Consider the following 23,966-nt stretch of genomic DNA (forward strand, 5'->3'; position numbering starts at 1 on the left):
ACGGAACGGGGCTCATCCTAACCCGGCGCGCTAATACAAGGGTGGGCAAAGGCGCGCTTGCGCCGTGCCCACGATCTCTTTCAAGATCGCGAGACATGGTGGGCACGCTGCGCTTTGCCCACCCTACCGACTCCGAGAGGTCAAGCAGCCTCACCGCAAACTTGCGTTGATCTTGTCCAGCACCGCCGAGCCCGGGCAGAGCGTATCGGCTTCCAGCGTGTTGAGCGGCGTCTCGACCGTGTTGAGATGGGCGTGCAGATCGTCCGCATCGGGGTCGACGTAGAGAAGCCCGGTGACGATCTGGCCCTTGGCGGCGTGCCTGGCGAGAAAGGTCTGCGCGCCCAGCCGGTCATGCGGATCGTAATCGGCGTCGATCTTGCGCAGCGCGATCTTGCTGCCGTCATGCTGCTCGACCACCTGCACGGTGCCAGGTGCATAGTCCACCGCGATGGGATCGCGGCCGACCAGCACGTCGAGCCGATTCACCGCATCATTGTGCTCGCGAACATAGTCGAAGCTCTTGGTCGAGCCGGCGTGGTTGTTGAAGGCGATGCAGGGACTGATGACGTCGATGAAGGAGGCGCCCTTGTGGCCGATCGCCGCCGCGATCAGCGGCACCAGCTGGGCCTTGTCGCCGGAGAAGGAGCGCGCGACGAAGGTGGCGCCGAGTTGCAGCGCGATGGCGACGAGGTCGATCGCGTTGTCGGTGTTGGTGACGCCCTTTTTGCTCTTCGAGCCACGGTCGGCGGTGGCCGAGAACTGGCCCTTGGTCAGGCCGTAGACGCCGTTGTTCTCGACGATATAGGTCATGTTGACGCCGCGCCGGATCGAATGCGCGAACTGGCCGAAGCCGATCGAGGCTGAATCGCCGTCGCCGGAGACGCCGAGATAGATCAGATCGCGATTGGCGAGATTGGCGCCTGTCAGCACGGACGGCATGCGGCCGTGCACGGAGTTGAAGCCGTGCGAATTGCCGAGGAAATAGTCAGGCGTCTTCGACGAGCAGCCGATGCCGGAGATTTTCGCCACCCGGTGCGGCTCGATCGAGAGCTCGTAGCAGGCCTCGATGATCGAGGCCGTGATCGAGTCGTGGCCGCAGCCGGCGCACAGCGTCGAGATCTTGCCCTCGTAGTCGCGATGCGTGTAGCCGAGCTCGTTCTTCTTCAGGCCCGGATGATGGAATTTCGGCTTTGCGATGTAGGTCATGACACGGCCTTGCGGAGCGGGGTCACCTTGAGGTGATCCTGGTGGTCGCCAATGGCTTTTGCGATGAAGCGGGCGGTGATCGGGGTGCCGTCATAATGCACGATCGGCACGAGGCGGACCGGATCGATGCCGTTCTCGTTGACGATGAGCTGACGCAGCTGGCTGTCGCGATTCTGCTCGACGACGTAGACGAAGTCGTGCTCGGCGAGGAAGCTGGCGACGCTGGAGTGGAACGGGAAGGCGCGGATGCGCAGGCGATCGAGCTGGTGCCCGCGCGCCTCGAGCAATCCGATCGCCTCATCCATCGCCGGCGAGGTCGAGCCGAAGTAGATCACGCCGTATTTGGTCGGCCGTTCCGCATTGGCCTGCAGCGGCCGCGGCACGAGGTCCTGCGCGGTCTCGAACTTGCGCACCAGCCGCTGCATGTTGTCGGCATAAACCGAACCTTCCTCGGAATAGCGCGCATAGCGGTCGCGCGAGGTGCCGCGGGTGAAGTACGAGCCCTTGGTCGGATGCGTGCCGGGATAGGTGCGGTAGGGGATGCCGTCGCCGTCGACGTCGAGATAGCGGCCGAAGTCGCGCCCCTCTTCCAGCATCTCCGCGGTCATCACCTTGCCGCGGTCGTATTGCCTGGAATCGTCCCACTTCAGCGGGCGGCAGAGCCGGTGGTTCATGCCGATGTCGAGATCGAGCATCAGGAAGATCGTCGTCTGCAGCCGCTCGGCGAGATCGAACGCGGCCGCCGCGAACTCGAAGGCCTCGGCCGGATCTTCCGGGAACAGCAGCACATGCTTGGTGTCGCCATGCGAAGCATAGGCGCAGGCGATGATGTCGCATTGCTGGGTGCGCGTCGGCATGCCTGTGGAGGGGCCGGCACGTTGGATGTTCATGATCACGGCCGGGATCTCGGCGAAGTATGAGAGGCCGATGAACTCGGTCATCAGCGAGATGCCCGGGCCCGAGGTCGCGGTGAAGGCGCGCGCGCCGTTCCAGGAGGCGCCGATGACGATGCCGATCGAGGCCAGTTCGTCCTCGCCCTGCACGATGGCGTACTTGGCTTTGCCGGTTTCGGGATCGTGCCGGTACTTCTTGCAATGCGCGGTGAAGGCCTCCGCCACCGAGGAGGACGGCGTGATCGGATACCACGCGCACACCGTCGCGCCGCCATAGACGGCGCCGAGCGCGGCTGCACTGTTACCCTCGATGAAGATGCGGTCGCCGACTTTATCGGACTTCTTGACGCGCAGCCCGATCGGGCATTTCAGATTCTGCAAGGCCCAGTCGCGCCCGAGATGCAGCGCATGGACATTGGAGGAGAGCAGCTTCTCCTTGCCCTTGTACTGCTCGCCGATCAGCTGCTCAATCAGCTTCGGATCCATCTCGAGCAGCGCGGAGAGTGCGCCGAGATAGATGATGTTCTTGAACAGCTGGCGCTGGCGCGGATCGGTGTAGGTCGAGTTGGTGATTGCGGTTAAGGGGACGCCGATCACGGTGATGTCGTCGCGGAATTTGGTCGACGGCGTCGGCTTGGTGGAATCGTAGAACAGATAGCCGCCGGGCTCGATGCCGGCGACGTCCTTGTCCCAGGTCTGCGGGTTCATCGCCACCATCATGTCGACGCCGCCGCGGGCGCCGAGATGGCCGTCCTCGGTCACGCGCACCTCGTACCAGGTCGGCAGGCCCTGGATGTTGGAGGGGAAGATGTTGCGCGGGCTGACAGGCACGCCATGGCGCAGGATCGCGCGCGCGAACATCTCGTTGGCGCTGGCCGAGCCCGAGCCGTTGACGTTGGCGAAGCGGACGACGAAGTCGTTTACGCGGCTGATCGGCTTTTTGTCGGACATGTCGAACCTGCGTGAGTCATCTCGATGAAATATTTCTGCATGTCCCAGGCCCCGGTGGGACATCGCTCGGCGCACAGCCCGCAATGCAGGCAGACGTCCTCGTCCTTGACCATCACCCGCCCGGTCTTGAGATCGGAGGAGACGTAAAGGTCCTGGTCCGGATGCGGCGAGGGCGCCTTCAGGCGCGTGCGCAGATCGTCTTCCTCGCCATTGCCAGTGAAGGTGATGCAGTCCATCGGGCAGATGTCGGCGCAGGCATCGCATTCGATGCAGAGCGAGGTCGAGAACACCGTCTGCACGTCGCAGTTCAGGCAGCGATGCGCCTCGCCGAGCGCGAGCTTGACGTCGTAGCCGAGCTCGACCTCGGTGCGGATGTCCTTCAGCGCGACGACTTTGTCGCGATGCGGCACCTTGAAGCGCTTGTCGATGGAGATGTCGTTGTCATAGCTCCATTCGTGGATGCCCATCTTCTGCGAGGAGATTTGCACCTCCGGCAGCGGCCGCTCGGTGATGTCCTCGCCGGAGAGCATCTTGTGGATCGACAGCGCGGCGTCGTGCCCCTGCGCCACCGCCCAGATGATGTTCTTCGGGCCGAACGCGGCGTCGCCGCCGAAGAACACTTTTGGATTGGTCGAGACGAAGGTCTTCGGATCGACCTTGGGCATGTGCCATTTGTCGAACTCGATGCCGCAATCCTGCTCGATCCAGGGGAAGGCGTTCTCCTGGCCGACCGCGACCAGCACGTCGTCGCACTCGAACGTCTGGTCCGGCTCGCCCGAGGGCACGAGGTTGCGGCGGCCCTTGGCGTCGTATTCGGCCTTCACCTTCTGGAAGGTGACGCCGGTAAGCTTGCCGTCGTCATGGATGAAGGCGGTGGGGACAAGGAAGTTGAGGATCGGAATGTCCTCGTGGATCGCGTCCTCCTTCTCCCAGGGCGAGGCCTTCATCTCCTCGAAGCCCGAGCGCACGATCACCTTGACGTCCTCGCCGCCGAGCCGGCGCGCGGTGCGGCAGCAATCCATCGCGGTGTTGCCGCCGCCGAGCACGATGACGCGCTTGCCGATCTTGTCGGTGTGGCCGAACGAGACCGATGAGAGCCAGTCGATGCCGATATGGATATTGCCGGCAGCTTCCTTCCGGCCGGGAATGTCGAGCTCGCGCCCGCGGGGCGCGCCGGAGCCGACGAAGATCGCGTCGTATTTCTCCGCGAGCAGCGCCTTCATGCTGTCGATGCGATGGCCACCCTTGAACTCGACACCGAGACCCAGGATGTAGCCGGTCTCCTCGTCGATCACGGAATTGGGCAGGCGGAATTTCGGGATCTGGGTCCGCATCATGCCGCCGGCCTCGGGATCGCCGTCGAACACGGTGCAGTGATAGCCGAGCGGTGCCAGGTCGCGGGCCACGGTCAGCGAGGCCGGACCGCCGCCGACGAACGCAATGCGCTTGCCGTTCTTCGGCACAGGCTTCGGCAGGCGCTGCTTGATGTCGTCCTTGAAGTCGGCAGCGACGCGCTTCAAGCGGCAGATCGCAACAGGCGTCTCCTCGACACGTCCGCGCCGGCACGCCGGCTCGCAGGGACGATCGCAAGTGCGTCCCAGGATTCCGGGAAACACGTTCGATTTCCAATTGATCATGTAGGCGTCGCTGTAGCGACCTTGCGCGATCAGGCGGATATATTCGGGAACCGGAGTGTGCGCAGGACAGGCCCACTGACAATCGACCACTTTGTGAAAGTAGTCGGGGGCCGCGATATCGGTCGGTTTCATTCCTACCCTCTCCGCGCAGGCTCAAAGACCCGGCGGCCTTTTCTTTGAGCTTGTCGTACGCTTAATGCGCGGCGATCTGGTTTCTGAATGACGTCATTGGGTTAGCTTATTAGAACTGTTCCGAAGCACAACGGCAAATTTGCGAGATCATCGGCTTTCATGGGAGCCAAGCGCGCACAGCATTAACGCGCCGCGCGCGAGGGGCGTGCGGTGCAGCATCACAAGCCCCGTCATTGCGAGCGCAGCGAAGCAATCCAGTCTATCGCAGCGCGGAAACATTCCTGGATTGTTTCGTCGCAAGCGCTCCTCGCAATGACAGCGGCGGTCAGCCCCGCGCGATGTCGCTCTTCGCAAGGTCCCACATCAGGCTGTAGGTGCCGACAGAGACGGGCAGCGGGAAGGGCGCGGCCGCTGGCCCGGTGAAGCGCTCGGCGATGACGGCCGAGACCGCGCTGACATGCGTGCCGTCGATCAGCACGAACCAGTCGCGCGCGCCCTCGTTGCGCACCGCCGGAATATCCGCCGTCGCTCCCGATAATTCCGGCTCGCTCTCAAGCAGATGCATCGAGATGATGCCGTCGCGATTCTGCGGGGCCAGCCTCTCTTGCAGTGCATCACGCCACGCGCCGGCATTCTCAGGCGTCGGCCGCAGCCGCACCAGGCCGAGCGCGGCGCCGCGGCCGGTGCCCTTGCTGATGGTGATGCGCGCGACCACGCGCAGCATGTTCTTGAAATGCGCCATGGTCCGCCGCGACCATTCGGTCTGGTTGGCGAGCCGCGCCCGGTAGGCGGGACCGTCGAGCACCTCCAGCGTCGCGGTCGAATAGAGCGAGAGATATTTGGGATTAGCGGCGTGGGCGACATAGCGCCGCGCTTCCAGGAATCCCTCGATGGCGACGCGCTCTTCCAGATGCTCGCGATCGTACCAGCGGTTGAAATCGGCCTCGTCGCTTTCGTCGATGTTCATCGACGTCAGCAGCATGCCCGTCCCGGCGAGCGGCATTTTCTTGTTGTCCTTGTTTCGCGCCTCAGCGCGCGGCCTTCGTGGCGAGATCGGCGATCGACCTCATGACCGCGTCCCGCACGCCGGCATCATAGAGCGAATGTCCGGCCTCTTCCACGATTCTGATCTCGGAACCCGACCAAACTTGCGCGAGCCGCGCGGATGTCTCAGGAGGACACAGCAGATCGTAGCGCCCCTGCACGATAATGCCGGGAATGCCCTTCAGCTTGCCGGCATTTCGCAACAACTGGTCGTCGCTCATGAAGGAATTGTTGGCGAAATAATGCGCCTCCATGAACGGCGTCGCCGGCAGCGTGCGCCAGACGTTCAGTGAAGCGAGGTCAATCCGCGTCTTGGCTGCCTTGTGCTCCGACAGCGCGCGCTCGGTGTCGTGCCAGGCGCGCGAGGCGGGTCCGTGCACGGCCGTATCGGGATCGAGGATACGGCGATAATAGGCTTGCACCGGTCGTGCGCGCTCCTCCGGCGGCAGCACGCTGAGAAAATCCTCATGCAGCGCCGGGTAGAATTGCGCCAAGCGCGATGTGAAGGCGGTCTCGACCTCTGCTTGCGTGCCCAGAAACGTCGCGCGCAGCGCAATGCCGGAGACGCGCTCGGGGTGCGTCTCTGCATAAGCCAGCGCCAACGTCGCGCCCCAGGAGCCGCCGACCACCATCCAGCGTTCTAATCCAAACCTCTCGCGTATCTTCTCCATGTCCGCGATCAAATGCGCCGTGGTGTTGTGCTCGCGCGATCCCTTCGGGCGGCTGCGGCCGCAGCCGCGCTGGTCGAACAGCACGGCATGCATGCGCTCGGGATCGAACAGCCGGCGATGATCGGGCTGGCAGCCGGAGCCCGGCCCGCCATGCAGATAGATCGCGGGGATGCCGTCCGCGCGGCCGACGCTCTCGACATAGAGCTCGTGGCCATCGCCGACGTCCAGCATGTCGGAGGTCAGCGGCGCAAAGGGATCGGCGCGCCTTGCGGCTGTGGCTGCATCGGCGTCAGCCGCCATTCTCGGATTCCAGGGTGCCGCTGGCGAAGTTGCGGTAGAGGAAGCGGTTGGTCTCGCCCTCGGCCTCGGCTTCCGCCTGCTTGAAGATGGTCTCGTGCAGCGGCGACAGTGCACAGGCCGGGTCGGTGTTGGCGGCATCGCCGGTCAGCGCGAAGGCCTGACAACGGCAGCCGCCGAAATCGATCTCGCGGAACTCGCACGACTTGCACGGCTCCTTCATCCAGCCGGTGCCGCGATAGCGGTTGAAGGCCTCGGAGTTCTGCCAGATCCAGGCGATCGAATGGTTGGAGCGCACCGACAGGAAGTCGAGCCCGGTGATGCTCTCGGCGGCGTGGCAGGGCAGCACCTTGCCGGCGGGCGAGATGTTGAAGAACTGCCGGCCCCAGCCGCCCATGCACTTCTTCGGCCGCAGCGCGTAATAATCAGGGACGACGTAGTCGATCGTCAGCCGGCCCTTCAGCCGCTCGCGCGCTTCCTCGACGGTGCGGGTGCATTCGTCGAGCTGTGCCACCGTCGGCATCAGTGCGGCGCGGTTCTTCAGTGCCCAGCCGTAATATTGCACATTGGCGACCTCGAGCCGGTCGGCGTCGAGATCAACAGACCTCTGGATGATGTCGGGCAGCTGATGCAAATTCTGCCGGTGCATCACCGCGTTGACGGTGAGCGGCAGATCCAGCTCGCGGGTCCACTTTGCCACTTCGAGCTTCTTGCGGTGGCCGCCCTTGTAGCCGGCGACGCGATCGGCGAGGCCTTCCTCGATGCCCTGGAACGAGATCTGGACGTGGCAGAGGCCGGCGTCGGCCAGTTCGCCCAGCTTCTCGCGTGTCAGCAGCACGGCCGAGGTGATCAAATTGGTATAGAGGTCGACGTCGCTGGCATGCTTGACCAGCTCGACCAGGTCTTTTCGCGCCGTCGGCTCGCCGCCGGAGAAATGCACCTGAAGCACGCCGATCTCGGCGAGCTCGCTCAAAACCTTCTTCCACTCGTCGGTGGTCAGCTCCTTGCCGGCGCGATCGAGCTCGACCGGGTTGGAGCAATAGGGGCATTGCAGCGGGCAGCGGTGGGTGATCTCGAGCAGCACCGCGAGCGGAATGCCGAACGTTTCCGCCGTCGAGCGCTGCTTCTCCAGCACGGCGAGGCTATCGCTGGCGTCAGGCGGGATGACCAGGGGCACGTCGCTCATGGCGTCTTCTCCCTGATCTCGGTGAGAAAGCCCTTGTCGGCGAGATCCTGCAGCATGGCGATGACGTCGGTGAGGATCGCCTCGCGGGGCGCGGCATATTTCGCGGCGAGCTGGTCGGACACCTCGCCGACACTGCGCTTGCCGTCGCAGAGCTGCAACACCTCGACCGCGATCTCGTCGGGCGCCAGCACGCGCTCGGGCGCCAGGATCACCCAGACTTTCCGCGTCTCGTCATATTTCAGCTTGGCATGCCGCGGCAGCACGGGGCGGCTGGCCTCGCTGACGCTGATGTTCCGCGGCCCGGCCATTGCAGCTATCCCTCAACTCGCTTTGGGCACGAACGCGCCCGGCGGAATGTTGCCCTCGACATAGGCATGCTGGAGCGCGTCGAGCTGCACCCACAGCACGTTGGTCTTGAAGATCAGCGCGTTGCACACCTGCGCGCGCTGCTCCGGCGTCGTGGCGTGGGTCCTGACATACTCCAGCGCGAAATTGGCATCGCGCGGCGCCTGGGTCAGGCGGCGCTTGAAGTAGCTCATGATGTCAGGATTGACGAAATCGTAGTGCTGCAACATGCCGGCGATGCGCTCTTCATGGATACCAGGCGCGAACAGCTCCGTGAGCGAGGAGGCGATCGCCTCCAGCGGGCTCTTCTCACGGCAATAGTGCACATAGGCTTCCACCGCGAAGCGCGTTGCGGGAAGAATGCCTTCGGTCGATTCCACGTAAGCCGTGTCGAGGCCGAGGCCCTCGGTCAGCTTCAGCCAGCGCTCGATGCCGCCTTCGCTGCCGACATCGCCGTCATGGTCCTCGATGCGGTGGCGCCATTCCAGGCGCGTGGCACGGTCGCGGAAGCGCGAGATCACCACCGCATCCTTGATCGGGATGGTGCTCTGGTAATAGTAGCGGTTCAGCGCCCAGGCCTGCACCTGGCCCTTGTTCAGCTTGCCGCCGTGCAGCAGCTTATGGAACGGATGCAGGCTGTGATAGCGCGTCGCCCCGATATGGCGCAGCACAGCCTCGAGCTCCTCGGCCGAGTTGAGCCTGATGTCCTTGCCAACAGAGAGCGCGGTCATTCCAGTCATGGATGCGGCATTCACAGCACGATCTCCGTTCCGTCGGCGGGAATCTGCCATCCCGCCTGTTCAGCAGTCTTGCGTTCAGGCGAGGCAGGCAGAAGCGCCGGGTTCGAGTTATTGATATGCAGAAATATCTTCCTGTCGATATTGAGATCGGCCAGCCGCGCGATCGCACCGTCCTCGCCGGACATCGCGACATGTCCCATGCTCTTGCCGGTCTTGTGGCCGAGGCCGGCGCGGATCATCTCGTCGTCCCGCCACACCGTGCCGTCGAAGAACACCAGCGCGGCGCCGTCGATCTCGGCCTTGAGCGCGTCGGTGATGTCGGCGCAGGCGGCGATGAAGTAGAAGCACTTGCCGGATGATTTGTCTGATATCTTCAGGCCCAGCGTATCGCCGTCGCCGCCCTCGCCGCCGGGATGCGCCTTGCCCTCGAGATACCAGGCCGATTTGCCCGGCACCGCGAACGGCAGCACTTCGAGGCCTGAGCGCGTGCCATCCGTGAGCCGCGGCTCGAACCGCTCGCCGATTCCGATCGGCTGGCGTTTCACGGTCTTCTCGTTCAGCACGTTGAAGATGCTGTTGCTGGCCAGGATCGCCAGCACCTTCTCATGCCCATAGACCGTGAAGGGCGAGCCCTCGCGCATCGACAACAGGCCCGCGACCGCATCGACCTCGCTGTTGGTCAGGATCACGCCGGCAACGGGCGTATGGCGCAACGCGCCGGCCTTCGGATGCAGCTGCGGCGTGGCATTCAATTGCTGGCGCAGGTCGGGGGAGGCGTTGATCAGGAACCAGTGCTCGCCGTCGCCGCTGAAGGCGACCGAGGCCTGGGTTCGATAAAGCTCATGTCCAAAGCTACGTGCCGTCCGGCAACCCTCGCAACCGCAATTCCATTGCGGGACTCCGCCGCCGGCCCCGGCGCCCAGGACGACGACGCGAAGCATGATCCGTCTCCTGGAGGCAACGTCGCGAGGTGGATCTCAGGCCTCAATGATTGGGCCGACCCGGTTTCCGTGCGGAAACCGGCCGTGAGCGCAAGACCCACCTGCGCAGAACGCTTAACTACCAACCGCTCACTTGCGGGTGGCGCTCACATACATGTTGATTTCCATGCCGCAGGGCACTTCGACGATCTTCGGGGCTTTCCAGGCCATTTTGGCTCTCCATTCGCGATTTCGGACGTATCCGCCCAACGACTAAATTACTGCGGGCGGAAAAGTTCGCTAGTGAAATTTTCCCGGACATAGGTAGTAGGTCCGCAGAATTGCTGCGCTGCAAAGAGAGCGTATTGCCGCCGCAAAGCCGGGGAATGAAGATGTGCAGGGCCCGCCGATAGGTCGTGCTCGCTGTCGGGATAAACCAGTTGTGAGTACGGAACGGCTTTCAATCAGCTACAGGCGACCCCATTGGATCAGGCATGCCCAGATATTTCTTCAACACCCGTATCGGCGACGAATTGATCGTGGATCCTGACGGCGAGGATCTGCGCAATCCCGATCGTGCCTGGGAGGTCGCCCGCCAGATGATTCTGGAGGTGGTGAAGTCCGAAGGTGCCCAGCCGGCCCTGCTCGAGGCCGTCATCGAGGTCACCGACGTCGCCGGCGAGATCGTGCTGGAGTTCCCCTTCAGCGAGGCCCTGCTTGATATGCCGGACCAGTCCGCGACGCGGCATTAGCGGCCTCCGCTCTCTCCCCGTCGTTGCGAGGAGCCCTTGCGACGAAGCAATCCAGACTGCTTCTGCGGTGACAAGTCTGGATTGCTTCGCTTCGCTCGCAATGACGAAGTACCCCCGCGAAATCCGCATGGCTTTGCCGCGTTCCCGGCGCTAAAAGACGCCGGTTACACGGAGCACATCATGCCAGATCTTTGGCGCCTGTCGGCCGCCGACCTCGCCACCCTCGTCAAATCCAGGAAAGTGTCCGCCCGGGAGGCGGCCAAGGCCGGACTCGACCGCCTGGATGCCGTCAATCCCAAGCTCAACGCCGTGATCGACCACCGGCCCGAGGACGTGCTCAAGCAGGCCGACGCGGTCGATGCCGCCATCGCCAGGGGCGAGGACGCGGGCGTGCTCGCGGGCGTCCCCGTCACCATCAAGGCCAATGTCGACCAGGCGGGCTTTGCCACCACCAACGGCCTGAAGCTCCAGAAGGACCTGATTGCGCGCGAGGACAATCCGGTCGTCGCCAATTTCCGCAAGGCCGGCGCGGTTCTCCTTGGACGCACCAACTGCCCCGCCTTCTCCTATCGCTGGTTCACCACCAACCTCGTCCATGGCGACACCAAGAACCCACGCGATGCCGCACTGACGCCGGGCGGCTCGTCCGGCGGCGCCGGCTCGGCGGTCGCGGCCGGGATCGGCCACATCGCCCACGGGACCGACATCGCCGGCTCGATCCGCTATCCCGCCTATGCCTGCGGCGTGCACGGCCTGCGCCCGACGCTCGGCCGCATTCCCGCCTTCAATCCGGCGCTGCCGGAGCGCCCGATCGGCCCGCAGATCATGGCGGTCTCGGGCCCGCTGGCGCGCACCGTGAACGATTTGCGCATCGCGCTCGCGGCGATGTCGGCCCGCGACGTGCGCGATCCCTGGTATGTGCCGGCGCCGCTAGAAGGCCCGGCGCGGCAGAAGCGCGCCGCGATCTGTCTCAATCCGGACGGCCTCGCCACCAAGCCTGAGGTGAAGGCGGCCGTGACCGACGCCGGCAAGCGGCTGGAGCGCGCGGGGTGGGCCGTCGATGTGATCGAGAACACGCCCCCGATGCGCGAGGCGGTCGAGTGGCAACGCAAACTCTGGCTCGGCGATGGCTTCGAGGCGCAGCTCGCAATGGCCGAGCGCGAGGGTGACCCCGGCGCGCTGGCCTGCCTCAACGGCAACCGCGCCAAGGTCACGCCGATGGACCAGGCCAATTACGCGCAGGCGCTGACCCGCCGCGCCACGCTGACGCGCGACTGGATGCTGTTCTTCGAGACCTACGCCGTGGTGCTGACGCCGGTGTCCGGCGAGCTGCCGTTCCCCGATCATCTCGACCGCAAGGATTCCGAATCCTTCGAGCGCGTCTGGGAAGCGCAGATGCCGCAGATCGCCACGCCCTTCATGGGGCTGCCGGGTTTGGTCGTCTCCACCGGTCTCGTCGGCAAGAGTCCAGTCGGCGTGCAGATCGTCTCCGGCCGCTATCGTGAGGATCTGTGTCTGCTCGCCGGCGAAGCGATCGAGGCAGGCGGCGTGCCGGCTTCGCCGATCGATCCCGTGGGGTAGCGATGTCTGCGATCTACGATTTCAAGGCCAATTCGCTTGATGGCGAAGAGGTCGCGCTGCGCCGCTTTGAGGGGCAGGTGCTCCTGATCGTCAACACCGCGAGCAAATGCGGCTTCACGCCGCAATATCGCGGCCTCGAGGATCTCTACCGCGATCTGTCGCCGCGCGGCTTCTCTGTGCTGGGCTTTCCCTGCAACCAGTTCGGCGCGCAGGAACCGGGGCAGGCCGACGAGATCCAGACGTTCTGCTCGACCAATTACGACGTCACCTTTCCCCTGTTCGAGAAGATCGACGTCAACGGCGCCCACGCGCATCCCTTGTACGAATACCTGAAACGTCAGCAATCCGGCCTCTTGGGCGCCTCCATCAAATGGAATTTCACCAAATTCCTGGTGGACCGTGCCGGCCGCGTGATCGCGCGCTACGCGCCGACCGCCCGGCCGGAAGGATTGCGGAAGCAAATCGAGACCCTGTTATGAGCGAGACATCCATGAGCGATGAATTCCCGGACCGCCTGTCCGTTGACCCCAATAGCCCCTATTACAACGCCGACATCCTCTCGCGCGACGTCGGCATCCGCTTCAAGGGCATCGAGAAGACCAATGTCGAGGAGTACTGCATCAGCGAAGGCTGGGTCCGCGTCACCGCAGGCAACGCCAAGGACCGCTACGGCAATCCGCTGACCATCAAGGTGCACGGGCCGGTCGAGCCGTATTTCAGGGACAAGAAGTAAGAGCCGCGCCTAAATGTTTCCCCGTCACCCTGAGGTGCTCGCCTCTTCGGCGAGCCTCGAAGGGCGACGGCCCGGCTGCATCTCGGCCGTACATCCTTCGAGGCTCCCGATCGGGCGCTGAGCGCCCCATCACTCGCACCTCAGGATGACGGGAAGACAGCGGCGAAATGCCTCTCGACCACCAAAGGCCCCGTCCATGTCCGTCCGCATCGTCGACGTCCGCGAGATCACCAAGCCGATCTCGTCCCCGATCCGCAACGCCTATATCGACTTCACGAAGATGACGACCAGCCTCGTCGCCGTCGTCACGGATGTCGTGCGCGACGGCAGGCGCGTCGTCGGCTACGGCTTCAACTCCAACGGCCGCTACGGGCAGGGCGGCCTGATCCGCGAGCGCTTCGCCGCGCGCATTCTCGACGCCGATCCGAAATCGCTGCTCGATGCGAGCGGCGACAATCTCGACCCCGACAAGGTCTGGGCTGCGATGATGAGCAACGAGAAGCCGGGCGGCCATGGCGAGCGCTCGGTCGCGGTCGGCACCATCGACATGGCGGTGTGGGACGCGGTGGCGAAGATATCAGGCAAGCCGCTGTTCCGCCTGCTCGCCGAGCGTCACGGCGTCGCCGCCAATCCGCGCGTCTTCGTCTACGCCGCCGGCGGTTACTATTATCCCGGCAAGGATCTTGCGATGCTGCGCGCCGAGATGCGCGGCTATCTCGATCGCGGCTACAATGTCGTGAAGATGAAGATCGGTGGCGCGCCGATTGACGAAGACCGCACCCGCATCGAGGCGGTGCTGAAGGAGATCGGCAAGGACGCGCAGCTCGCCGTCGACGCCAACGGCCGCTTCAATCTGGAGACCGGCATCGCCTACGCAAAAATGCTGCGCGACTATCCGCTGTTCTGGTACGAGGAAGCCGGCGATCCCCTCGACTACGCGCTGCAGGCCGCGCTCGCCGAATTCTATCCGGGCCCGATGGCGACAGGCGAGAACCTCTTCAGCCACCAGGACGCGCGCAATCTGATCCGCTACGGCGGCATGCGCCCCGACCGCGACTGGTTGCAATTCGACTGCGCGCTGTCCTACGGTCTGTGCGAATACCAGCGCACCCTCGAGGTGCTGAAGACCCACGGCTGGTCGCCGAGCCGCTGCATCCCCCACGGCGGCCACCAGATGTCGCTCAACATCGCGGCCGGCCTGGGCCTCGGCGGCAACGAAAGCTATCCGGATCTGTTCCAGCCCTATGGCGGCTTCCCCGACGGTATCAGCGTCGAGAACGGCCACATCACCATGCCGGATCTCCCCGGCATCGGCTTCGAGGGCAAGTCCGATCTCTACAAGGAAATGAAGGCGCTGGCGGAGTAGGGTGGGCGCCGGGGCAAGAGCGACGGCCGCGCTGCACACTCAGTCATTGCGAGCGCAGCGACTTGTCCGCCGGAGCCTTGGCGAAGGCGGAAGCAATCCAGAATCCCTCCTCGGAGACAGTCTGGATTGCTTCGTCGCATCCGCGCAAAATTGCTACGCAATTTTGTCGCTGAGCTCCTCGCAATGACGATGTGGCGAGAGCAGGGGCCTAAGACAACCGCATGTCCAATAGCCGCCGCCCTTCGCCCTTCAAGAGCTTCCTCACCGCGCTCGAGGCCACGACCTCGCCGTCATTGGCGTAGGCTTCGTGGTTCTTCTCGATGTCGTCGAGGCGGTAGAGGTAGTTGACCATCACGCCGGCGGATTCGCGCAGGCCCTTGGGCGAGAGGTCGCCCAGCCAGTTGATGCGCTCCAGCCGCGCGCCGTTGCCGAGGTGGAAGCGGGCGACGGAATCGATCAGGCGGCCCTTCGGCGTGCGCGCCTTCAGGAAGTAGTGCGCGGCGAGCGGCTCGATCACGCCGCGCAGCTGCGCGGTCGTCTCCGGATTCTCGTACCATTTGGGATCGTCGAGGCGCTTGAGGATCTCGCGGTCCTCATCCGACAGCGGCAGGTCCTTGTCCTGTCTGATCCATGGCATGAAGCCCGGCACCGGCGACAGCGTCACGAAGGTGTCGAGCTTCGGCAGCTCGCGGCGCAGCTCTTCCACCACCTGCTTGATCAGGAAGCTGCCGAAGGAGATGCCGCCGAGGCCGCGTTGGGTATTCGAGATCGAATAAAACACGGCGGTGCGCGCCTTCGCGATCGACAGATGCTGGCGATCCACCGCGAGCAGCGGCGCGATCGCGCCCGGAATCGTCTCGGTCAGCGCCACCTCGACGAAGATCAGGGGCTCGTCCACCATCGCGGGATGGAAGAAGGCGTAGCAGCGGCGGTCGACCGGATCGATGCGGCGGCGCAGATCGTCCCAGTCCGAGATCTCGTGCACCGCTTCATAGCGGATGATCTTTTCGAGGATGTTGGCCGGGGTCGACCAGTCAATCCGGCGCAGCACGAGAAACCCCCTGTTGAACCACGAAGAGAGAAGATGCGAGACGTCGCGGTCGAGCGCGGCGAGATCGGTGTGTCCGTTCATCATGCCGAGCAAATCGGCGCGCATGGCGACGAGATCGCCGGTGCCACCAGGGGCGCGGTTGAGCCGGCGGATCAGTTCCTGCCGCCGCGGCTCCGAGGCGAAATGCAGCGCGCTGGCGTCCTCGTCATCAGGCTTGGTGCGCCACTTCTCGATCGCCTTGCTCAGGCGCTCCCGATCCGGACCGAAATCGCGCACCAGCCCTTCGAAGAAGGCGCGGCGTCCTGCCGCATCCAACTCCTGGTAGATGTCGAGCACCTCGCGCGCCATGGCAGTGCCGGAAGCCTCGCCACGGCCCGACAGCAGCGCGCCGCAGAGCTCGATCAGCCCGTCGGCATCCTGCTTGGTGTCGGCGGAATCTCCCCGGCGCAGCAGCGTGCGGCCGCGCTCGGAAATCGTGGCGAGCAGGTCGGAGAAGAAGGCATTGGCCATCTGGGCGTTTCGAATCCGGGTTTGTGCGATGCGGAAGCTTACACGGGATTTAGGCGGAAGCCGATCACAATCAAGCAGGCGGAATGCGGCATCTTTAGTCGGCCATGTGGAAACCGTCATGTGGGGCGGTTCGATCGGTGCCGTAGGGTGGGCAAAGGCGCACTTGCGCCGTGCCCACGATCTCTCTCGACTGCGAAAAATGCGTGGGCACGCTCCGCTTTGCCCACCCTACAGTTGCTCGCAATGACGTGGAGAGAGCTAGCCCTTCCCCGCAAACTCCGTCGGCGTCCGCCCGGTCACTTGCCGGAACGCCGCCGAAAACGCCGGCACGCTGGCGTAGCCGAGCTGGGTCGCGAGCTGCTTCACCGAGACGTTCGCATCGGTCGACAGCCTGTGGATCGCCGCCGCAATCCTCGCGCGCTGGCACCAGCTCTTGAAGCTCAGCTGCGTCTCGCTCGAAAACAGCCGCGACAGCGTGCGCGCGGAGGTGCCGACCTCGCGCGCCAGCGTGCCGATGTCGTAGAGGGCGGTGGGATCGTCGAGCACGATCATCGCGGCGCGGCGGCAGCGCGCTTCGCGCGGCAGCGGCACGAAGGTCGCGGAATCCTCGGCCTGGTGCAATTCCAGCATGACGAGGCGCACCAGCAACTCGGTACGTTCAGACGTATTGCGGGACTCAAACAGCGCGAGGATCGCCTGATTGAGCAGCGGCGACACCCGCACCACGAACTCCCTGGTCAATCCCTCATAGCGCTGTTCGCGCTTCAGCCAGGCGAGGTCGAAATACAGCGTGCGCATCTCGATGTCGGCGAGCAGGTCGATGGCGTGTTCGAGCCCGGCCGGCACCCAGACCGCGCGGTCCGGCGGCACCAGCCAGCGCCCGGCGGGCGTGTTCACCTGCATCGTGCCCTTGGCCGCATAGATCAGCTGCGCCTCACGGTGCATGTGCAGATCGATCCGCATGCCTCTCGGATAATCGCGCGCGACCAGGTGCACGCCCGCCGGCGAGCGGTGGTTGCCCTGGACCTCCCGCAGAATTGGCGTTTCCAAGATTGGCGTTTCCACGATTGGCGCCTTCAAGACAGTCATTGGCAGCATCCCGTCATGCCGATGACATATACCTCATTTCGGAGCAGGAGAGCATTCCGAATGAACAGCCCTGTCAGGGTCATCAGTTTCGTCAACGCAGGCCATTTCATCGACCATTATGCGATGCTGATCTTCGCCGCTGCCGTGATCATCATGGGACCGGCGCTCGGCATGGCCTATTCAGAGCTGCTGCCCTACGCGACCCCGGGTTTCATCGCCTTCGGCGCCGGCTCGCTGCTGACCGGCTGGCTCGGAGACCGCTGGAGCCGCCGCCACATGATGCTGATCTTCTTCGTCGGCATCGGCGCCTCCATGATCGCGGTCGGCTTCGTGCAGACGCCCGTGCAGCTCGGTGCCGCGCTGCTCGCGATCGGCGTGTTCGCCTCGATCTATCATCCCGTCGGCACCGCGATGATCGTGTCCTATGCCGACAGGCTCGGCCGCGAGATGGGCATCAACGGCGTCTGGGGCAACCTCGGCGTCGCCTCCTCAGCGCTGGTCACCGGCGTGATCGGCCAATATCTCGGCTGGCGCTTTGCGTTCATCATCCCCGGCATCGTCACCATCCTGATCGGCATCGCCTTCGCGATGCTGGTGGTGCACGAGGACCGCAAGGGCTCCAAGCAGGCCGCCGCACAGGCGCGGGTGGCAAAGCAGGACATGTGGCGCGTGGTGCTGTCGCTGCTGATCGTCGTGATCGCGATCTCCACCACGTTTAATGCCGTCACCGTGGCGCTGCCGAAGCTGTTCGCCGAACGGCTCGCCGACCTTACCAGGAGCCCGGCGCTGCTCGGTGTCATCGCCGCCTGCGTCTATGTGTTCGGCGCCATGACGCAGTACACGATCGGCCGGCTGCTCGACCGCTATTCGCTGAAGACGGTGGCGCTGCCGCTGTCCTTCATGCTGGCGCCGTTCCTGTATCTGGCCGCAAGTCTGTCGAACCTGCCGCTGATCGTGGTCTCGATCGGCATCGTCATGGGGGCGTTCGGCCAGGTCACGGTGAACGACGCCATGGTCGGCAAATACACCAGCGAGGAATGGCGCTCGCGCGCCTATGCGGTGCGCTATTTCATCGGCTTCACCGCGGCCGGCGCCTCGGTGGGCCTCGTCGCCTGGCTCTACGAGCAGGGTGGCTTCGTCACCATGCTGCACGCGTTTGCGGGCCTTTGCCTGCTGGCGATCGCCGCCGCGATCATCCTGCCGCGCGAGATCAAGGCGCCGCGGGTGGTGTGAAGGCCTCTCTTCCCGTCATTGCGAGGAGTTCAGCGACAAAATTGCGTAGCAATTTTGCGCGGATGCGACGAAGCAATCCAGATTCCCACCGGGGAGGCAGCCTGGATTGCTTCGCTACGCTCGCAATGACGGGGGAGCGAGGACGCCATGCGCGCCACCGACGATGCCAACCGGCCCGGCACGCCGCTTGCATTTCTCCCTTGCGGGTATCTGCTTCTCACCGAGGCCCGCATGGATATGCCGTCCGATCTTCCGGTCCGGAGCCTGATCGATCGCGCCGCGACCGGCGTCGTGGACGATCCGCTTGCAGTGGCGGGCGAGCACCCCAAATTCGTCCATCATCTCGGCAGTCCATGGTTTCTGGCGCTGACGGCGCTTGGCGTCGTGTTCGGCGACATCGGCACCAGCCCGCTTTACGCCTTCCAGGTCGCGCTCTCAGGCCTCGGCCATGCCGCGCCCGTCGCGGCCGAGGTCACGGGCATCGTCTCGCTCATTCTTTGGGCGCTGGTCGCCATGGTCGCGCTCAAATACGTCGTGTTCATTCTGCGGGCGGACAATGACGGGGAGGGCGGCATTCTCGCTCTGCTGTCGCTGGTCGCTGCCGACAAGGTCGCTGACGGCGCGAAGCTTCCCATCCTGGTCTTGCTCGGCATCATCGGCGCCTCGCTGCTGTACGGCGACGGCGTGATCACGCCGGCGATCTCCGTGCTCTCGGCGATGGAGGGCCTCAAGCTGGTTCAGCCCGCGTTCGAACCGTTCATCCTTCCGGCAACGCTGGCGGTGCTGATCGGCCTGTTCGTGATCCAGCGCCACGGCACGGGGAGCATCGGAAAACTGTTCGGGCCGGTCATGGTGATCTGGTTCGTCGTGATCGCCGCGCTCGGCGCGATCAACGTCTGGCAGGCGCCGGCCATCCTGCTGGCGGTCAATCCGCTCGAAGCCGGCCGCTTTCTCGTGGCCGATCCCAAGGTCTCGTTCGTGGTGATCGGCGCCGTCTTCCTCGCGCTCACCGGCGGCGAGGCGCTCTATGCCGACATGGGCCATGTCGGCGCCACCGCGATCCGGCGCGCCTGGTTCGCGCTGGTGCTGCCGGCCTTGATGCTGAATTATTTCGGGCAGGGTGCGCTGGTGCTGGCCGATCCCTCGGCGGCCGACAATCCCTTTTACAAGCTCGCCCCTGGCTGGACGCTGATCCCGATGGTGATTCTCGCAACGTTCGCCACCGTCATCGCCTCGCAGGCGCTGATCTCGGGCGTGTTCTCGCTGACGCGGCAGGCGATGCAGATGGGACTGGCGCCCCGTGCACGGATCACGCCGACCTCCTGGGACGAAGCCGGCCAGATCTACGTGCCTGCCGCAAACTGGCTGCTGATGGCCGGCACGCTGCTCACGGTGATCATGTTCCGCTCGTCGGAGAACCTCGCTGCCGCCTACGGCATCGCCGTATCAGGCACCATGCTGATCACCACGGCCCTGCTCTATCATGTTGCGCGCTCGCGCTGGAAATGGACGCGTGCGCTGGCGCTGCCGGTGATCTCGGTCTTCGGCGCGATCGATGCGACCTTCCTGGTATCCAACTCGCTGAAGATCGTCGAGGGCGGCTGGTTTCCGCTGGTGGTCGGTACGCTCATCGCCGCGCTGATGCTGTCGTGGCGCAAGGGCTCGTCGGCGGTGCGGCATCGCCTCAACGACATGTCGATGCCGCTGAAGGAATTCCTTGGCTATGCCGACAATGAAGTGATCGGCCGCGCGCCGGGCATGGGCGTCTGGCTGACCAAGGTCGAGCACGGGGCATCGCCGATGCTGCTCCGCCACATCGAGCACAATCGCGTGCTGCACGAGACGGTCGTGCTGCTGACTTATGTCTCGGATCGGCGGCCGCGCGTGCCGTTCGGCGAGCGGCATTCGGTGCATCGTCTCGGGCGCGGCTTCTATCGCATCCAGGTCCGGCTCGGCTTCATGCAGACGCCGGACATTCCGCTGACGCTCGACAATTGCAACAAGCTCGGCTTCGATGCCGATCTCGAGCACAAGAACTATTATCTCGCCCACGAGACCATCGTCCGCCGCGAGGCCGGCTCGGCGATCGATCCGGTCTCGTTCGGCGTCTTCTCGTTCCTGAACCGGATCGCGAGCCGCGCGCCCGATTTCTTCAAGATCCCCCATGACGCCGTGATCGAGGTCGGCTTCCGCGTCGACGTGTGAGTCATTGCGAACACCGATCTTTCCACGTCATTGCGAGGAGCTCTTGCGACGAAGCAATCCAGACTGTCTCCGCGGAGGGACTCTGGATTGCTTCGCTGCGCTCGCAATGACGGGAGAGGGGGCGCGGCGCCTCACCCACACCACCCACGATGCTACTATGCCAGTGTTTTGCCCGACGGCACAAGTGATTTTCTGTAAAAGCGAAATTACTTTGCTTTTTCAACCCCCTCTCTACTGTGCATGGGGTTGTTTCGTGCTTACGGCTTCGCCTCAACCGCCGGCCCCGCCTTCGGCGCCTTCTTGCTCGCGCGCCAGTTCTCGAACCGTTGCACCACGACGAAGAAGGCCGGCACGAACAGCACCGCGAGGCAGGTCGAGGCCAGCATGCCCGAGAACACGGTGATGCCGATCGATTTGCGCGCGCTGGCGCCGGCGCCGGTTGCGAGCACCAGCGGCACCACGCCGAGGATGAAGGCGAACGAGGTCATCAGGATCGGGCGGAAGCGGGCGCGCGCCGCCTCGATCGCGGATTCGACGATCGGCTTGCCGTCGCGGCCGTGCAGCTCGAGCCCGACCTCGACGATCAGGATGGCGTTCTTGGCCGAGAGCGCGATCAGGAGGATCAGGCCGATCTGGCAGTAGAGGTTGTTGTCGATCTTGAGGCCGGAGAGGATCAGCATCGGCCCCAGCAGCGACAGCGGCACGGCGAGGATCACCGAGATCGGCGCGTACCAGCTCTCATACTGGCCGGCGAGCACAAGATAGACCAGCAGCATGGCAAGGCCGAACACCCAATAGATCTGGTTGGAGACCGCCTTCTCCTGGTAGGACATCGCGGTCCATTCATAGCCGGTGCCGGGCGGCAGCGTCTTGTCGGCGATGTCCTCCATCAGCGTCAGCGACTGGCCGGAGGAGTAGCCCTGCGCCGGCAGGCCGATCACGGTCGAGGAGGGGTAGAGATTGTAGAGGCTGATCAGCGACGGGCCGGTGGCCGGCGTGATCGTGGCGACGGTGCCGATCGGGATCATGTCGCCGTTCGAGTTGCGCACCATCATGTTGGCGATGTCGCGCTCGGTGACGCGGAAGGCGGGATCGGCCTGGGTGTAGACCTGGAATACGCGGCCGAACTTGTTGAACTGGTTGACGAAGGACGAGCCGAGATAGGTCGACAGCGCCGCGAACACCTGGTCCGTCGTCACGTGCAGCGTCTGGGTCTTGACGCGGTCGATCTCGACGTTGAACTGCGGCACCGAGGAGCGGAACGAGGACTGCACGCGCTGCAGCGCGCTCTGGCTCTGGCCGTTGCTGACCATCGCGCCGGTGATCGCCTGCAGCTTGGCGAAATCGCTGTTGCCGTCGCGAAGCTCGACCTGCATCGAGAAGCCGGCGGCATTGCCGATGCCCTGGATCGGCGGCGGCGGCAGCACCAGCGTGCGCGCCTCCATGATATTAGCGACCTTGTCGTTGAGGCCATAGACCAGCGAGCGCAGGTCCTCGCCTTTGCCGCGCGCCTCCCAGTCCTTCAGGATGATGTAGGCGACGCCGGCATTGGCAAGGCTGGCGCTGTTGTCGAGCGCGGAAATGCCGGCGATGGTTATGACCTGCTGGACGCCGGGCGTGCCCTTGATGATGTCGGCGGCCTTGTCGAGCACCTTCTGCGTCCGCTCCAGCGAGGCGCCGTCGGGCAGCTGCACCGCGGCGATGAGATAGCCCTGGTCCTCGATCGGCAGGAAGCCGGTCGGCACTCGCGACAGGCCGTAGCCGCTGGCCCCGATCACCAGCAATGCGAACGCGACCGAGACGGTGGCGTGCTTCACCAGGAAGGTGATCAGCCTGGCATAGCCGCGCTCGACCTTGTCGTAGACGGCGTTGAAGCCGCGGTAGAAGAAATTGCGCTGCTCGGGCGGCACCGCCGGCCGCAGCCACAGCGCGCATTGCGTCGGCTTCAGCGTCGCCGCGTTGACGGCGGACAGTAGCGCGGTCGCCGCAATCACCAGCGCGAATTGCGAATAGATGCGCCCGGTGAGGCCGGCGAGGAACGAGGCCGGCAGGAACACCGAGATCAGCACCAAGGTGATGCCGACGATCGGCGCGAACAGCTGGTCCATCGCCTTGATCGCGGCGTCGTGGCCGTTCATGCCCTGCTCGATATTGTGCGCGGCGCCTTCCACCACGACGATGGCGTCGTCGACGACGATGCCGATCGCCAGCACGATCGCAAACAGCGTCGACATGTTGATGGTGAAGCCGAGCGCCGCCATCGCCGCGAAGGCGCCGATGATGGTGACCGGCACGGTGGTCGCCGGCACCAGCATCGCGCGCCAGTCCTGCAGGAACACAAGGATCACGACCAGCACCAAGAGGCCGGCCTCGATCAGGGTCATGTAGACCTCGTGCACCGAGGCGTTGACGAATTTGGTGGTGTCGAACGGCGTGTCGTACTTGATGCCCTCCGGAAAGCGCTTGGCAAGCTCCACCATCTTCTTCTCGACTGCCTGCTCGACCTCGAGCGCATTGGCGCCGGGCGACTGGAACACGGCGATGCCGGTCGCGGGCTGCTTGTTCAGCGAGAAGATCTGGCTGTAGGTCTGCGCGCCGAGTTCGACCGAGCCGACGTCGCGTACGCGCGTGACGTCGCCGCTGGAGCCCGTCTTGACGATGATGTTCTCGAACTGGGTGGCGTCGTCGAGCCGTCCGCTGACGTTGAGCGTGTACTGGAACGCCTGTCCCGGCGGCGTCGGCGGCGCGCCGACCTGTCCGGCCGAGACCTGCTGGCTCTGCTGCTGGATCGCGTTGATGACATCCTGCGGCACGAGGCCGCGGACTTGCAGCTTGTTCGGATCGAGCCAGACCCGCATCGAATACTGGCCGGCACCGAACACCGTGACGTTGCCGACGCCGGGTAGGCGGGAGAGCTCGTCGCGGATGTTGATGGTGGCGTAGTTGCTCAGGTAAAGGCTGTCGAAGGTCTTGTCCGGCGAGGTCAGCGTCACGAACAGGAGAATCGAGGTCGACCGCTTCTGCACGGTCACGCCCTGGTTCTGCACGGCGGACGGCAGTTGCGACAGCGCGCTGGAGACGCGGTTCTGCACCAGCACCTGCGCGAAGTTGAGATCGGTGCCGATCTTGAAGGTCACCGTCAGCGTGTAGGTGCCGTCGGAGCCGCTGTAGGACTGCATGTAGAGCATGTCCTCGACGCCGTTGACCTGCTGCTCGATCGGCAGCGCCACGGTGTCGATCACGGTCTTGGCGCTGGCGCCGGGATAGCGCGTCGTCACCTGCACCGTCGGCGGCACCACGTCGGGATATTGGGCGATCGCGAGGTTGAACAGCGCGACGCCGCCGATCAGGATCATCAGGAGCGCGATGACGTTCGAGAGGACCGGCCGCTCGATGAAGAATTTCGAGATCATGGCGCGCGGCC

At 64.6% G+C, this 23,966-nt stretch carries 20 protein-coding genes; 7 read left to right on the top strand and 13 right to left on the bottom strand.

From position 1 onward, the window contains the following. Positions 1 to 150: 150 nt before the first annotated feature. The 10 genes from G8O24_RS33335 to pqqA form a co-directional block, all read right to left on the bottom strand. Positions 151 to 1,206 carry a 2-oxoacid:ferredoxin oxidoreductase subunit beta gene (locus tag G8O24_RS33335; protein WP_188106782.1) on the bottom strand — a complete coding sequence of 352 codons (1,056 nt, stop codon included), beginning with the start codon at positions 1,204 to 1,206 and terminating at the stop codon, positions 151 to 153. After that, the gene (locus G8O24_RS33340) at positions 1,203 to 3,050 is read right to left on the bottom strand and encodes a 2-oxoacid:acceptor oxidoreductase subunit alpha (RefSeq protein WP_188106783.1); all 1,848 of its coding nucleotides are present in this window, start codon (positions 3,048 to 3,050) and stop codon (positions 1,203 to 1,205) included. The genes G8O24_RS33335 and G8O24_RS33340 overlap by 4 nt, the downstream gene beginning before the upstream one ends. Then, complete coding sequence (locus G8O24_RS33345) at positions 3,020 to 4,819, bottom strand: FAD-dependent oxidoreductase (RefSeq protein WP_188106784.1); 1,800 nt, start codon at positions 4,817 to 4,819, stop codon at positions 3,020 to 3,022. Before G8O24_RS33345 ends, G8O24_RS33340 begins: the two co-directional genes overlap by 31 nt. 325 nt (positions 4,820 to 5,144) lie before the next feature. Then, positions 5,145 to 5,822 (bottom strand): DUF4286 family protein, encoded by a 678-nt coding sequence (locus G8O24_RS33350; protein ID WP_188106785.1) that lies wholly within the window; start codon positions 5,820 to 5,822, stop codon positions 5,145 to 5,147. Between the two features lie 25 nt (positions 5,823 to 5,847). Continuing rightward, entirely contained in the window at positions 5,848 to 6,834 is a 987-nt protein-coding gene (gene pip, locus G8O24_RS33355) for a prolyl aminopeptidase (RefSeq protein WP_188106786.1), read from the bottom strand. Continuing rightward, positions 6,824 to 8,017 (bottom strand): pyrroloquinoline quinone biosynthesis protein PqqE, encoded by a 1,194-nt coding sequence (gene pqqE / locus G8O24_RS33360; protein WP_188106787.1) that lies wholly within the window; start codon positions 8,015 to 8,017, stop codon positions 6,824 to 6,826. The genes pip and pqqE overlap by 11 nt, the downstream gene beginning before the upstream one ends. Next, complete coding sequence (gene pqqD / locus G8O24_RS33365; RefSeq protein WP_188106788.1) at positions 8,014 to 8,325, bottom strand: pyrroloquinoline quinone biosynthesis peptide chaperone PqqD; 312 nt, start codon at positions 8,323 to 8,325, stop codon at positions 8,014 to 8,016. Before pqqD ends, pqqE begins: the two co-directional genes overlap by 4 nt. Before the next feature lie 12 nt (positions 8,326 to 8,337). Continuing rightward, on the bottom strand, positions 8,338 to 9,117 hold the full coding sequence (pqqC, locus tag G8O24_RS33370) for a pyrroloquinoline-quinone synthase PqqC (protein WP_188106789.1): 780 nt from the start codon (positions 9,115 to 9,117) through the stop codon (positions 8,338 to 8,340). Further along, the gene (gene pqqB / locus G8O24_RS33375) at positions 9,114 to 10,043 is read right to left on the bottom strand and encodes a pyrroloquinoline quinone biosynthesis protein PqqB (protein ID WP_188106790.1); all 930 of its coding nucleotides are present in this window, start codon (positions 10,041 to 10,043) and stop codon (positions 9,114 to 9,116) included. The genes pqqC and pqqB overlap by 4 nt, the downstream gene beginning before the upstream one ends. 129 nt (positions 10,044 to 10,172) lie before the next feature. Then, on the bottom strand, positions 10,173 to 10,253 hold the full coding sequence (gene pqqA / locus G8O24_RS33380; RefSeq protein ID WP_007595659.1) for a pyrroloquinoline quinone precursor peptide PqqA: 81 nt from the start codon (positions 10,251 to 10,253) through the stop codon (positions 10,173 to 10,175). A 263-nt stretch (positions 10,254 to 10,516) separates the two neighbouring features. Between pqqA and G8O24_RS33385 the strand changes: the two genes are divergently transcribed. From G8O24_RS33385 to tarD, 5 genes are all read left to right on the top strand, one after another. Next, positions 10,517 to 10,774 (top strand): DUF6894 family protein, encoded by a 258-nt coding sequence (locus G8O24_RS33385; protein ID WP_188106791.1) that lies wholly within the window; start codon positions 10,517 to 10,519, stop codon positions 10,772 to 10,774. A gap of 180 nt (positions 10,775 to 10,954) precedes the next feature. Further along, positions 10,955 to 12,355, top strand: a complete 1,401-nt coding sequence (locus tag G8O24_RS33390; protein WP_188106792.1) for an amidase family protein — start codon at positions 10,955 to 10,957, stop codon at positions 12,353 to 12,355. Between the two features lie 2 nt (positions 12,356 to 12,357). Next, on the top strand, positions 12,358 to 12,834 hold the full coding sequence (locus G8O24_RS33395) for a glutathione peroxidase (protein WP_188106793.1): 477 nt from the start codon (positions 12,358 to 12,360) through the stop codon (positions 12,832 to 12,834). Next, positions 12,831 to 13,088: a DUF3297 family protein gene (locus G8O24_RS33400; RefSeq protein WP_092237479.1), complete on the top strand. Its 258-nt coding sequence runs from the start codon at positions 12,831 to 12,833 to the stop codon at positions 13,086 to 13,088. Before G8O24_RS33395 ends, G8O24_RS33400 begins: the two co-directional genes overlap by 4 nt. A gap of 196 nt (positions 13,089 to 13,284) precedes the next feature. Further along, on the top strand, positions 13,285 to 14,454 hold the full coding sequence (tarD, locus tag G8O24_RS33405; protein ID WP_188106794.1) for a D(-)-tartrate dehydratase: 1,170 nt from the start codon (positions 13,285 to 13,287) through the stop codon (positions 14,452 to 14,454). Between the two features lie 208 nt (positions 14,455 to 14,662). Here the strand turns inward: tarD and G8O24_RS33410 are convergent, their stop codons facing one another. Next, positions 14,663 to 16,015 carry a malonyl-CoA decarboxylase gene (locus G8O24_RS33410; RefSeq protein WP_188106795.1) on the bottom strand — a complete coding sequence of 451 codons (1,353 nt, stop codon included), beginning with the start codon at positions 16,013 to 16,015 and terminating at the stop codon, positions 14,663 to 14,665. 258 nt (positions 16,016 to 16,273) lie between these two features. After that, complete coding sequence (locus G8O24_RS33415) at positions 16,274 to 17,113, bottom strand: AraC family transcriptional regulator (RefSeq protein WP_188106796.1); 840 nt, start codon at positions 17,111 to 17,113, stop codon at positions 16,274 to 16,276. 51 nt (positions 17,114 to 17,164) lie between these two features. On the opposite strand from G8O24_RS33415, the gene G8O24_RS33420 reads away from it, so the two are divergent. Then, positions 17,165 to 18,337 carry an MFS transporter gene (locus G8O24_RS33420; RefSeq protein ID WP_188106797.1) on the top strand — a complete coding sequence of 391 codons (1,173 nt, stop codon included), beginning with the start codon at positions 17,165 to 17,167 and terminating at the stop codon, positions 18,335 to 18,337. Between the two features lie 147 nt (positions 18,338 to 18,484). Beyond that, complete coding sequence (locus G8O24_RS33425; protein WP_244646145.1) at positions 18,485 to 20,542, top strand: potassium transporter Kup; 2,058 nt, start codon at positions 18,485 to 18,487, stop codon at positions 20,540 to 20,542. Between the two features lie 257 nt (positions 20,543 to 20,799). Here the strand turns inward: G8O24_RS33425 and G8O24_RS33430 are convergent, their stop codons facing one another. Continuing rightward, positions 20,800 to 23,955, bottom strand: coding sequence for an efflux RND transporter permease subunit (locus G8O24_RS33430; protein ID WP_188106798.1), 3,156 nt, complete (start codon positions 23,953 to 23,955; stop codon positions 20,800 to 20,802). Between the last annotated feature and the right edge of the window lie 11 nt (positions 23,956 to 23,966).

It is taken from the genome of Bradyrhizobium campsiandrae, from assembly GCF_014529705.1.
GTDB classification, from domain to species: domain Bacteria; phylum Pseudomonadota; class Alphaproteobacteria; order Rhizobiales; family Xanthobacteraceae; genus Bradyrhizobium; species Bradyrhizobium campsiandrae.